This window comes from Pseudomonas palleroniana (assembly GCF_003031675.1).
Lineage (GTDB): Bacteria > Pseudomonadota > Gammaproteobacteria > Pseudomonadales > Pseudomonadaceae > Aquipseudomonas > Aquipseudomonas palleroniana.
In genome coordinates, this window is the sequence record NZ_PYWX01000015.1 from 49845 (window position 1) to 62628 (window position 12784).

Here is a 12784-nt window from a genome sequence, read left to right on the forward strand (position 1 = left end):
GGAGTTTTCGTACCCGCATCGCTGCTTTCATGGCGGCTGTGCGCGGGAGACCTTCGGGTCTGCCGGAACTCGGTCCCGGTTCGCCAACCTGCGTACAGCTGTCACCCAATCGTTTGGCGACGACAGGTGACAGCCTCACATACTGACCGAGGTTGTACCCATGAATCGATACATGCCCCTAACCGGCCACGATTGCACCGTCCCAGCTCTAATGATCGACACCCAGGCACCCCTCGACATCCTTCACGACGCCGCCGTGCACCGCATTCGGGCTGTCACCCAATTGCTGGAAAACCTGGCCTTCCGAGAACAACTCAGCAGCGATGCCGTAGTACTTTCAGACTTCGCCCACTTGCTGGCCATTCCGCTACGCGACGGGTGTGATTTGCTGGATGTCATCAGTCGTAGGCTTAATGCTGATCCGCCATGAGTGAAAATCGGGCGGCCGCAGTGTCGCCCGCTTTGGCTTTGTGCGCGGATGGAAAGGCATTTAAAAGAGCAACTCTGCTGACCTTCAAAAAAAGTAAAACCGTGGTCCCACCCTTATTTTTATCTATCAAGTATCTTTTGACGGAACTATCGAAGAAGCCGAAAGAAAAACTTCAATAATTTTTCGATCTGCATCATTCTTCGCAAAACGCTTAAGCACAGGGATAAGATGATAAAACAATAACTCCATCCTGCTAGGATCTTTGGGCAATGCATCGTTAATACATGCAACCATTAACTTAATTGACATGATTGACGCGAACACTTCATACCCTCTAGCGCTAGAGAACGGAATCTTCTTGAAATAATAGTCCGCTAAACGTTTCTGCTCTGGTCTTTTCCAAGATCTATGAGGAAGAAGCAATAAAGCCTAACCCCAATTATCTGAAGAAAGAGGGTACCGGCTCAATATCCAAGCTGCCGCCTGATCAGAAGTCATTTTCGCCAGCTCTTTACGGAGTGAGATTAATTTAGAATCCATACCAAGCTATCTCCTTGGACTAAATGATTTTTTCGGCAACCCAGAGTTAGCCTTTAGGGTAGCAGGAGGAAATAGGGGGCAGACCACTATTCTTCTCTAATTATATAAGAGCTTACAGCTTAGCCGCCCATCACCAGGCCAACAAAATCGAATAATTACGAAAAACAAAATACATTTTAAAAGAGCAATTCTTCTGACCTCAAAAAACATAAAACCGTGGTCTGACCCCTATTCCTTTGGATCAATAGATGGTTTACCGCCACTGAAACCACTAGAACCGGCACCTTTTGAACCATCTAAAAATCACACAACTATCTAATCCATTACTACACGTAAAGCAATTAATTTGACATTAGCGTCGCTTTCCACAAGCGTCCATCTTTCGAAAATTCCATGCGTAGAGCGTACGTATTAAACTCATATTTCAGCCACTGCTGTACATAGCCGATTAACATATCCACTCTACCTGGCGCCTCTTTGCTAGGCGAGCCTAGCTCTGCAATAACATCTTCAACACGCCATGCTTGAGCTATACGACCAAGCGCATCTTCCTTATATGCCGAATAACCTTCATGAGGTTGCACAAAAAAATGAATGTGACTTAATTTTTCCGAACGAAACCCAATCTCTATGCCAGATTTAATAAACTTATAAAATCTTGTCTTACCTTCCGGGTCATTATAGTTATCCGGGGTTTCCGAAACGGCTGGCAATTCTCCGACTCTTCGACATAAGTCGGTGACTATTTCCCCGCTTTCATTTTGACCAAGAGCCCGAACAAAATCTGACCAAGTGTTCATTATTTAATAACCCCCGTCTTGCGATTTCTTTCCACTATTTTTTGAACAGTTTCATCTACTAACTTCGAATCATAACCTCTACTGTTCAGATTTTCCCGCAAAGCTTCTGTGTCACGACAAACTGCACCGCACAGATCTGCAGCATCTTGCTGAATCTGAGCAGGAGTATTTTTCCCGCCATACGTCGGACCTGCAATATGTACATCTCGTGGAACCTCTACAGCAGTAGAGTTTTGGTAGAGAGTCTTTGTCTCCAACTCAGTAAGGGGGCGGCCCAACTCTGCTTCCTTTGCTGTGCGCAACGCAGCAAATGAAGGGATATGGTCGTGTTCTAGACCATCTCCAACAACCTCTCTTGCCTTAAGGTTTTTATAGGCGTCGACCTCAAGTTCTTGAACCGCCGTTTTCGAAGGCACGGATCCTTTTAAACCGAAGTAATCCGACGGCAACGCACACGGCCCGGTATTGTGCACCCACGTTTTCAAATCCCCAACGTAGAACGTGTGTCCCACGTCTACCGTTAGGTTGAAGGTCTCGCCCACTGGCAAGTAAAGCTCCAGCGACTCCACCTCAGACGAGGTGTTGTTCGTCTCGCCATCCGCCAGGGACTGCAGCAGATCGCCCGGTTTCAGATCGATGACAGAAATAAAGTCGCGTTTAGCCGGAACATAGAACGGGTGACCCGGCGTGACTAACAGGGTTTCGCCCTTAGCTTCACCGTCTGCCCTAACGCTTTTCAGTTTAAGGCGGTAAATCGGTTGGTCGGAGCGCTGATGGGTCGCCAGAATCTTCGCGGCGAAAGGTTTGCCGCCCCTTTCCGGCTTGCTCCAGACCACGTCCCCGACCCGAAGTGATTCAATGGCGCGGTCGCCGTTCGGAGTTGAGACTTTAGTACCTGCCGCGAAGCAGCAAGGCTCTTTGTATTTCGTCAGCACGACTTCATTGCTTCTGGCAGCAAGTAAGTCATCGGCTCTAACGTAGCTGCCTAAATCACCAGTAAGGGCAGTCGGTTGATAGGCGCTGATGGATGTGGTCGGTGTACGAGCGCCTGAGCGCTCAAACTGTAAAGTAGTGTCAAAGCTATTGGGGCTCAGACCATAGGTTGGGATGTCATCCGCCAATCGAGTCGTCAGCCCCGCAGCGGCTTCACTTCTCGCCGCTAGAGCTCCGTCGGCCCTGATAAATGCTGAGGCTTCGCTAGCCTTGGAAATTTGCCCAAATCTGGCTGCAGAAGAACCTGGGGCGGCCATGGTTGCAGCGTCAGTGACTAACTCTGAAACTTGCGCAGCTGATTCATAGCTGTTGCCTTGAAACTTCGAAACGAGTGCCCTACCCGTTTGCCGGGTAGTCATTTGACCAACCGGGTCTAGAGACGGATCTGCGACCGGTCCCAGGAAATCGTTGGCGACGCCCAGTGCGTTTCCGCCTAAAAGCTCACCACCGAGCTTGGCAGTGGAAGCAACTAGCCCCCAGGCACTGCGACCGATACCAGCCACCCCGCCTTTGAAGCTTTCCAAGTAGTCCGTCGGCTTATCGCTGTAGTTCAAGTTGGACTGATAGAAATCCACTGTCCCTTGGCTGTTGTGCCCTTCAGGGTCGCCCAGGTAGTCGACATTTCTAGTGCTGTCTTTGTAGGCAGATGGGCGGGTGTCCTTGAAATCGAGAATCAACGCCGCCGTCTCGTTGCCACTGTACCCACGCTGGTTTCCGTCTGTGGACGCGTCGGTTCGGGCGTAGTTATCCGCAATGGGTGCCAAAGCGATACCTAAGTGCTGCATGGTCGCTGTATCAATATTGCTTACATCATCTGCCGGGATTGATTTGCTCCAGCCTTCATCGGTGTAATACGCCAGCGCAACCGCCATGCGCCGTGAGGCCTCTTCCTGGCTGATATTCAGGTCCGCTGCCATTTTTGGCGCTTGTTCTTTGATCAGGTCTGCGGCTCGTGGGTGCAGTTGCTCGTTGTAGCGCTCAACATTGCCCGCCACCCAAGCGGCGTCATTCGGATTGCCGTTTACCAGAGACCCGGCCGCAATACCGATGATTTGCGCGGTTGCGACTTTGAATTGATCATCCTTCGCAAAACGATCATCCAGGTATTTACCCAAGTTCTCGGTCGCAATTGCTGTCAGCCCTTCAGCCGCACCAGCGGCAATGGCGCCGGTCTTGAAGTCACCACCTCGAGCAGCTGAAAGTGCGCCGCCCAGGATGGCGTGCATCAAGACCTTCTCCGCTGAGCCGGGGCTCAGATTAAGGTCGTTCGCCAGATTACCAAGGCCCTTGTTGCCGGCAGCAGCGGCAAGGTCGAAACCTTGCGACACCAAGGCGGAGCCTAGATTGTCCTTCAGACTGCCGCCGTTGATGGCAGTGGAAATGCCACTTTCGATGACGGCATGGGTGCCACCGCGTAGGACTGCATCCTGCGCTTTCGGCCAACTGAGCCAATCACTGGAATAGCCCGGGTTCTGCACCGGCCCTGCCGTTGTGACTTTCGCGCCCGCTCCGTCGGCCGGGCTTGCGCCCTTGAACCAATTACTGTCTGCGTAGTTCAACGCCCCGGTTGCCAGCCCAGCGATGGCGGCGTTTTTCAGACTGCTGCTGCTGAAGGTGTCCTTGAGCGCAATGCCGATGTTGCCTTTGTTGTTAATTGTACTCACGGCACCGGTACTGGCTAGAGAGGTCAGTGCGGCGGTGGCCATCATGTTACCTAGCCCGGCACTCGTGGCTGCAACCGCCGCCGAAGTACTGGTCGCCGCAACCGCAGCAGTGCCGGCGGCCATGGTTGAACCGGCCGATGCTCCTGCGCCCACCAGCGCACTCGCACCACCTGCCGTGACAATGGTGACGATAATGATGACCGCCAACATGGCACCCTGGCCCATACCAGAGTTGCTGTACTTAAAGGAGTCATGCAGCTCTTTTATCTGGCGCCAATCCACGTCGCCGCGTTTCTCGGCGTCCTTGAGCCAGGCCAATTGCGGGTCGGCCTTGACCATGGTGTCGATGGTCTGGCTGACGGTTTGCTGGTCGACTTGTTTAACGTCAATCTTCAGACCGTTAACGGCTTCGATGACAGTCTGCCCCTTGGCAACCAGTTCGCTCTGACGCAAGGTCTCATCGGTTTTGCCTTTGCCCTTCATCGAGAACCAAGCCATGTTGCTCTTGCTCTTGGTATGGCTCTCGTCGTGATAGTCCTTCACACCTTCAAACGCCACGGCGCCGCCGCTTTTCAGAATCAGGTCGTTACCGCTATTGAGCTTTGCGACTTGGTAACGCTGGTCGCCATTGCTGACCAGCGTCAGGTTACCTACGGTTTTGATTTCGGTACCGACGTTGGTGGTGTGGGTGACTTCATCGCGCTTGGCTTTTTTCGCGCCCCAGCCGCCGTTCTCTTTCATGTCATACAACGTATGCGTGCTGTCCTGCGCCGCCAACAAACTCAACTTATCCCCGCTATACAGATAAGCCTCATTCCCCGCGCTGATCCTGCTCGCCACGATCGTGGTGTCACGCCCAGCCTGGCTGACAAAATCGCCACCCGCCGTCAGTACGCTCGCTACTTGAGTGGTCTGGTCGTCCGAGGTCTTGATGCGTTTTTTGCCGTCCTTTTCCTTGCCTTCGACGTTATGCATGTCGCTGACCGACGCGACGTTGAAGTCGCGGCCGGCGACGATGTTGAGGTCTTTGCCGGCGGTGGCGGTACTGCCGATGATGTTGACGTCTTGCCCGGCCTGCATATTCAGGTTGCCGCCCGCCGTGACGCTGGCGGCGAGATTTTTGACGTCGGTGGCGATGCTGGATTTATGCCCGCCGTCGCTGAATGCGTGCTTCACGCGGGTGTCGCTGGCGGCGACTAGGTTGAGGTCACGGCCGGCGGTGAGGTTGGCGTCGTTGCCTGCAACCAGTGCGCCTCGGTTGGTGAGGTCGCGGCCGGCATCGATGGCGAGGTTTTCGCGGGCGACGATGGTGCCGGCGCTGGTGTCGGTGAGGGTGCGCATACCGGCGCCGTCACGCACCTGGATGGCGGTGTTGTCGTTGGTGACGTCGCCTTTGAGCGCCGTGAGGCTGACTTGTTTGCCGCGTATTTCGCCGGCCATGGCGTTGCGGATGCTGTCCTGGGCCAGCAGGCTGAGGTTGTTGCCGGCCTCGACCAGGCCGCCCGTGTAAATGCTGCCGCTGCTGACGGCGGAGAGGTTGTTGCTGGCGCGCAGGGTGCCGACGTTGATCAGGTCGCCGCCGGTGACCAGGTTGAGGTCGCGGCCCTGGATCAGGCTGTTGCCGCGCACGTTGCGTGAGTCGGCCTGGGCCAGGTACAGCACGGGCACGAGGACGGTCTGGCCGTCGACCACGCGGTTTTCCATCCACACGATGTCGTGGGTCAGGGCACCGACTTGCTGGCTGGTCAGAGACACGCCGAGGCTCAGGCGCAGGGCGTCTTTGCTGGCGAGGCCGTTGTCCATCAAGTAGCGGAACTGGTCGGCGTCGCTGGCCAGGCCGCCGGCGAGGAAGCGTTGGCCGGTTTGTGCGAGGACGGCGTCGCGGATCAGGCGGGTTTCGTATTGGCCATCACCCAGTCGGCGCCAGGCGTTGTCAGCGTTGTAGCCGAGTTTGCCGAGCATGTAGTCGGAGCTGAAGAAACCGGACGCCGAGGTGAACTCGGGGTTGGTCTCGATCAGGTAGTGGCTGGTAGGGTCGGCGCTCTTGACGAACAGGCCGTACTCGCCCTTGGGCAGTTGGAAGTTGGGCGAAGTGGTGGGGTCGACCGCCGCGAACGCGGTGCCGGTGTAATCCACGGGCACGAAGCCGCCGCCGGGGGCGGCACCGACAACCGGCAATACCGTGCCGGGTGCCTGGGCGCTGGCGTCGTTGGCGTGCTTACTCAGGTTGATGTTGATACCGCCGACGGGGATACCCGTCTGGTCGTCGCCGAGGGTGCCGGTCAACTGGGCCAGGGTGTTGTTATGCAGCGTGCCGTTTTGCAAAGTGCGGGCGACGTTGAGGTTGACGCTGCCGCCGGCTTGCAGGGTGGCGTCGTAGCCGGGGCCGCCGTTGTTGGTCCAGGTAGTGACGTTGCTTTGCTCGACAAAGCGGCCGTCGGAGGAACGCGCCTTGAGCGCTTCGAAACGTGCCACGTCAAAGTTGCCCGCAGCAACGGCGGCATTGAATGCCGGAATATCGTGGAACTCCATCTGGTCCCATTCGCCGGTGTTGATCCTGCTCGGCGTACCGATGGTGATGGTGTTCTGGCCGGTACGGGTGCCGGCGCCCTGGTTGAGCAGATCATTGGCAGTGATGCTCAGATTGCCGTTGGCGGCCAGCAGACTGTAGCGGTTCTGAACGTTGTCGCCCTGAATGACCAGGTCTTTGCCAGACACCAAACGGGCGGCTGCCGAGTCCTTGATCGCCGATTCAAGGTAGGTCTGGTAGATATTGATTTGACCGCGCTTGAACGAGTCGTGACCGCCGCAATGTTGGCCACAAATCCACTCCACACGGCCGCCGGTCAGGGTCTGCCCCAGTTCGAATTCAGCCTTGGCGTTTTCCATGTAGGCGGCGCTGATGCCGATATTGCCTTCACTTTCCACGGTGCCCGAAAGGTTGCTGAAACCGGCTGCGCGCCCGCCATTGACGGCGGCAAATGTCAGGTTGCCCTTGCTGTAGATGTCGCCGTAAAGGTTGCTGAAACTATTGCCGCGCAAGGTCATGTCGCCGCCGCTGAACAGCAGCGTGTTGGCGGCATTGGTGATGCCATTGACTGCGGTGAGGTTCACCGCGCCCTGGGCACCGAGGGTGCCACGGTTGTTGATTTGCGCAGCGGCGATATCCAGTTGCTGGCGGGCGGTGAGGAAGCCGAGGTTGTCCAGGGTGCCGCCCAGGCTCAGGCGCGCATTGGTGGCCGCCAGGCGGCCGCCGTTCTGACTGAGGTTGTTGGCTGCGACGGTGAGTGTTTGCAGGGCCGATACGCGGCCGCTGTTGGTGATATCGCCGGTGGTGATGCTCAGGTCGCCGTCGCTGAGCAGTTCACCGCCGTTGTCCAGGCTCGCCACATTGAGGATCAAGCCCTTGGCGCTGGCCATGCGATCGCCGGCCTTGAGGGCCAGTGCTTGGTCGCTCTTGTAGGTGAGTACTTCGTTGAGTTGCACACGGCCCAGGCCATCGACTTTACCGAATGCCCAGTCGGCGCTGCCCATGCCCTGAATATTGCCCTGGCTGCCGGAGAGGCTCGCGGTGTTGAGGTGGAACAGGCCGGTGCCGGCGTGTTGCAGCATCCCGTTCTGGTTGTTGAAGCTGGCTGCGTCAAGGCTGAAGCCCTGGCTGCCGAATTCGAGGGTGCCGTTCTGGTTGTTCAACGCACCGCTGAGGTTGACACTGCTGCTGACGCCGCCCAGCGCACGCAGTTGCCCGTTGGCGCTGTTATCCAGGTTGCCGCCAGTGAAGGTCAGGCCCTGGTTGGCTTCGATCAGGCCGCCCTGGTTGGTGAGGGTGTCACGTGAGGTCAGGCTGATCTGGTTGCCGCTGAGCTGGCCATTGGCGCTGTTGTCGAGAGTGGCGCCGCTGACGGTCACTTGTTCTTTGCCGAACAGCTTGCCGCCACGATTGGTGAGGGCTTCGACGGTCAGTTGCAGATTGCCGACCAGGCTCGCCATCAGGCCGCCGCTGCTGTTATCGGCAGTGTTGGCGGTGACGCTCAGGCTGTCGCCCTGCACGGTGCCGCCCTGGTTTTGCAGGCGGGTGGTGCTCAGTACGGTGGGGGCGCCGCTGCTGAGGATCAGGCCCTTGCGGTTGCTCAGGTCCTGGCCGCTGTAGCTCACGCCTCCGGCACCGGCCAGCAGTTGGCCGTTGTCGTTGTTCATCTGCTGTGCGGCGATGTCCAGGCGCTTGCCGCGCAGGGTGCCGCCGGCGTTGTTGAGGGTGGTGAGTTGCTTGACCAGCACGCTGCGTTCGCCCGCGTCGATCTGGCCGCCCACGTTGGTGAGCAGGTCGCTGACCTTGAGCACCACGTCGCCGCCATCGCTGACCAGCGCGCCTTTGGTGCTGTTGTTGAGGGTCTGCGCGGTCACGTCAACGGTCTGGCCCAGCAGGATGCCGGCGCTGTTGTCGAAGCGCTCGCCTTGCAATTGCAGCAGGCCTTCGCTCTGGATACGGCCTTGGGCGTTGAGCAATTGGCCCGGGCCTTTGAGCAGCAGGCTGACGCCTTGGGCGCCACCGGCCAGCAGGCCGGCGTTGCGGTTGTCGAGGCCGGAGGCGCGCACGTCGAGGTGGTCGCCCAACACGCGTCCGGCGCGGTTGTCGATGTCGCCACCGGCCACGTCGAGCAGCAGTTGTTTGCCGACGATCACACCGCTCTGGTTATCCAGGTTTGCCGCGTGCAATTCAATATCGCCCTGCCCGGCCTGCAGGCGACCCTGGGCATTGCTGAGCTGTTGCGCGGCAGTGAGGGTGAGTTTGCCGGTGTCGGCGCTCAGTACGCCGCCTGCGTTGCTGCTGAGGCTGCCGGCGGTGACGTTGAGGTCGGTGCTGGCCTGGGCAAAACCCTGGTTGTTATTGAAGGCGTTGGTGACGTTCAGGTTGAGCGCGCCGCCGTCTGCCTGGATCAAACCCTTGAGGCTGTTGTCGAGGGCGTTGGCCTTGACGGTGGTGGTTTTGGCCACCAGCACGCCATTCTGGTTGTTCAGGTTGCCGGCGTTGACGGTCAAGTCGTTGGCGATGACTTGCCCGCCGCTGTTGTTCAGGTCGGCACTGGTCAGCACCAGGCTGCCGCCGGCCATTTCGATACGGCCTTGGCGGTTATCCAGGGATGCGCTGTTGAGCGTGGCGGCCTGGCCTTCACCGAAGCGAATCAACCCGCCGAGGTTGACGATGGCCGGCGAGTTGAGCGCCAGGCTCTGCTCGCCGAACAGGCGTGCGCCGGCACCCTGGTTGGTGAGTGTGGCGCTGCTGACGTCGACGGTCTTGGCCTGGATGATCGCGCCCTGGTTGGTCAGCGCTTGCGCGGCAGTGATCGCCAGCGCCCGGCTGGCCAGCAGGTTGCCGCTGGTGGTGACGGTTTGTGCGTTGACCACCAGATCGCCGGTGGCGTTGCGGCTGTTGTCGGCGGCGACACCGGCTTCGATGATGCCGGGGTTGGTGACGCTGGCCGCGTTGATTTCGATGCGCTGGCCGGCGGCGATGCTCTTGCGGTTGACCAGTGCCTGGGCGCTGGAGACCTGCACGTTGCCGTTGGCGTAGACCTTGTCGGTGAGGTCGACAGTCTGCGCGGTGACCTTGACGTTGCCGGTGGCCGCCGCCTGCGCCATGCTCAGGCGCCCATTGGCATCGAGCTGAATATCGCCGCCACTGGCCGCCAGGGTGCCGTCGAGCTTCACGCCCACACCGGCTTCGGTGCCCACCAGTTTGATCGCGCCGGCATACATGCCGCCCAGGGCCGAGGAGTCAATCGCCAGCTCGGGTTTGGCGCTGCCGTCGTCGGCACGTGCGGTGGCTTTCAGGCTTTGGGCGTCGACATCGTTGCGCCCGGCAACCACGGCCAGCTCGCGGGCGTTGATTTGTGCGTTGATCTTGGCCGAACGGGTGATGATCTCGAAGCGGTCGACGTTGCTGGCGTTCAAGCCTTGGCCATCGATGGTCACGGCGCCGCCGTCGACTTGGTAACGCTGCAGTTGGCCGTTTGCGTCGATCACCGGTTTACCGGTGGTCAGCGTGACATTCGGGGTGTTGATAAAGCCGCAGCCGCTGCAGGTGACGCCATAGGGGTTGGCGACGATGACTTTGGCCGACTGCCCCGCCACTTCGGTGTAGCCGCGCAACTGGCTCGGGCTGCCGCCGTTGACTTCGTTGAGGATGACGTTCGCCGCGCCGCCCTTGAGGTTCGGGTTGCCGACAATGATTCCGCCCAACTGGGTGTTGGTCATGGCACCATTGGCGTTGTTGAGAATCACGCCGTTGGGGCCGACGTTGTAGTCCTTGAACTGGTTATGGGACAAGCCTGCGCCGTTAGGCGTGGCGATGTTCACCACCGGTACGCCATTGCCCGCCTGGCCAACCGTAGTCCCCGGCGTACTGACCACGATGCCTTCGGCCTGGGCCAGCAGCGGCTGCCAGAACAGCGCGTTGGCCAGGATCAACGCCAGGCCGCGCTTGGGCAGGCCGAAGAACGAATCCCGGCGTTTCAGGGCAGCGGAAGGTTGGCGGGCCAGAAAGGCAAAGTGGCGAACATCCATTGTCAAATTCTCGATGTAACGGGCGTTGAATTACAGGAAGAAATCCATGCGGAAGTAGATCGGCGCTTCGCGCTCGGTCAATACAGCGGGTCTTTCCAACGAATGGGCAAAGGTGACGCTGGTGCTGACGTGTTTGCCGCGAGCGAACAGTTCCAGGGAGTTGCTGGATACGCGGCCATGGTTATCGCCGTTGTAGCGGTCGTTGGTAATCACGCCCTGGTCGTAACCAACGCTGGCGCCATACTCAGCGAACGCTGGGCGCAGCCAGTCGAGCGTGACCGGGCGGGCCCAGCGCACTTCATTGCGCCAGTAGCCACCGCTGTCGCCGGTGAGCAATTGGTCTTTGAAGCCGCGCACCGACGATGAACCGCCGAGGCTCATGCGCTGCGGCGAGAACAGGATGTCTTCGCTGCGTTGGCCGGTGGCCAGGCTGCTGAAGCTGAACGACTCGCCCCACAGGCTGAATGGCTGCAGGTAGCTGACCGTGGCGGTGTATTTGCGATAGCGCGAGTTCGGCTGGCGTCGACCAAGCGAGTCGCGCTCATCCTGGGCCTGGGCATCCAACAGGCCGATGCCGTTCTGCACGCCCAGGTCGAGGTTGACGAAAGCACTGCCGATACGTCGCCCGTGGTTGACGCCCAGTTGCAATTCGCTGAGACGGTTGCTGCTGGACTCGGTGCGCACGTCGAGGATGTAGTTGTTGGTGCGCAGGTGGGCCAGGCCGACGTTGACCGAGGTCTTGCTCACGTCATCGCGGTGGATCACCCGCTCGGCGCGCAGTTGGTGGTTCTGGTTGTCGCCGTCCTGCTTGAATTTGAAGTCGTCGGTGGTGCCGTAGGTGCGGTAATCGCTCTCGCTGTAGGTGTAACTGAAATTCCACCAGCCCCACGGCACGTTGTAATAAAGCATGCTGTTTTTCGAGGTTTTCTGGTGGTCGCTGATGGCATCGTGGCCGCCGCGCAGCACCAGTTGGTCGGCCAGGCCCAGCGGGCTGTCCCACTCCAGGCCCGCGCCCCATTGCTGTTCACCGGTGCTGCGTTGCCCGTCGTTATTGCGCGACAGGCTGGCGCGCCAGGGCTTTTGCGGAGTGTTTTTGACCACCACGTCGCTGCCGCCGATCTGCTGGCCGGGGGTCAGTTCCATTTGCGCCTGTTTCGACGGCAGACGGTTGAGCTGGTCCACCAATTGCTCGACTTCGCGCAGGTTCAGCGCTTGACCGACCTTGCCGGGAAACGCCATGGCCAGTTCGCGGTCGGTGACGTTGCTGCCGTCTGCGCTTCGCACCGCTTCGAGTTTGCCTTCCACCACCAAGACCTGGAGGTGGCCGCTGGAGAGGTCCTGCTGCGGCAAGTAGGCGCGACTGGTGACGCGGCCTTTGGCGATGTAATAGTCAGTGATGACCTTGAGCAGTTCATTGAGCTGCGAGACGCCCAGGCATTGGCCGACATAGGGTTTGAGCAGCAGCGTGCGGTCGCTGGCGGACAGGCTGTCGGCGCCCTTGAGTTCGATGTCTTTGATCGGGAAGCAGCGGGTGTCCGCAGGCGTGGCCGGGGCCTGGGGCTTGGCCTCTTTGCCGGGCAGGTCCTTGAGTTCTTCAAGGCGTCGCTGCTGCTCTTCGAGCAGGCGATTCTGCCGGTCACGGATCAAGTCTTGATCGCCCGGCGTGGGGGCGGCGGTGGCGCTGTTCAGGCTCAAGTAGGCGAGCAAGACAGTGCACAGTAAATACCGAGTCCGTGGTAACAAAGACATGTTCGATCCATCGAAAAATCAAGGGGCGGCAAATTAACATCGAA

Annotated in this window: 4 protein-coding genes; 1 reads left to right on the plus strand and 3 read right to left on the minus strand. The window is 58.9% G+C overall.

What is annotated here, in order from left to right; genetic code table 11:
• The first annotated feature begins 172 nt into the window (after positions 1-172).
• Positions 173-430 carry a hypothetical protein gene (locus C9383_RS05240; RefSeq protein ID WP_090367620.1) on the plus strand — a complete coding sequence of 86 codons (258 nt, stop codon included), beginning with the start codon at positions 173-175 and terminating at the stop codon, positions 428-430.
• An 881-nt stretch (positions 431-1311) separates the two neighbouring features.
• On the opposite strand, the gene C9383_RS05250 is transcribed toward C9383_RS05240, so the two are convergent.
• The 3 genes from C9383_RS05250 to C9383_RS05265 are packed head-to-tail and all read right to left on the minus strand — an operon-like array spanning position 1312 to position 12740.
• Complete coding sequence (locus C9383_RS05250) at positions 1312-1770, minus strand: DUF6392 family protein (RefSeq protein ID WP_090367621.1); 459 nt, start codon at positions 1768-1770, stop codon at positions 1312-1314.
• Entirely contained in the window at positions 1770-10991 is a 9222-nt protein-coding gene (locus C9383_RS05260) for a two-partner secretion domain-containing protein (RefSeq protein ID WP_090367623.1), read from the minus strand. Before C9383_RS05260 ends, C9383_RS05250 begins: the two co-directional genes overlap by 1 nt.
• Positions 10992-11021: 30 nt before the next feature.
• A complete protein-coding gene (locus C9383_RS05265; protein WP_090367625.1) occupies positions 11022-12740 on the minus strand; it encodes a ShlB/FhaC/HecB family hemolysin secretion/activation protein in 1719 nt (572 codons plus the stop codon).
• Positions 12741-12784: the final 44 nt, after the last annotated feature.

Bases quoted from the DNA above. Each gene is read 5' to 3' on its own strand.
- C9383_RS05260 (WP_090367623.1), bottom strand. From the start codon at position 10,991: ATGGATGTTCGCCACTTTGCCTTTCTGGCCCGCCAACCTTCCGCTGCC.
- C9383_RS05265 (WP_090367625.1), bottom strand. From the start codon at position 12,740: ATGTCTTTGTTACCACGGACTCGGTATTTACTGTGCACTGTCTTGCTC.
- C9383_RS05240 (WP_090367620.1), top strand. From the start codon at position 173: ATGCCCCTAACCGGCCACGATTGCACCGTCCCAGCTCTAATGATCGAC.
- C9383_RS05250 (WP_090367621.1), bottom strand. From the start codon at position 1,770: ATGAACACTTGGTCAGATTTTGTTCGGGCTCTTGGTCAAAATGAAAGC.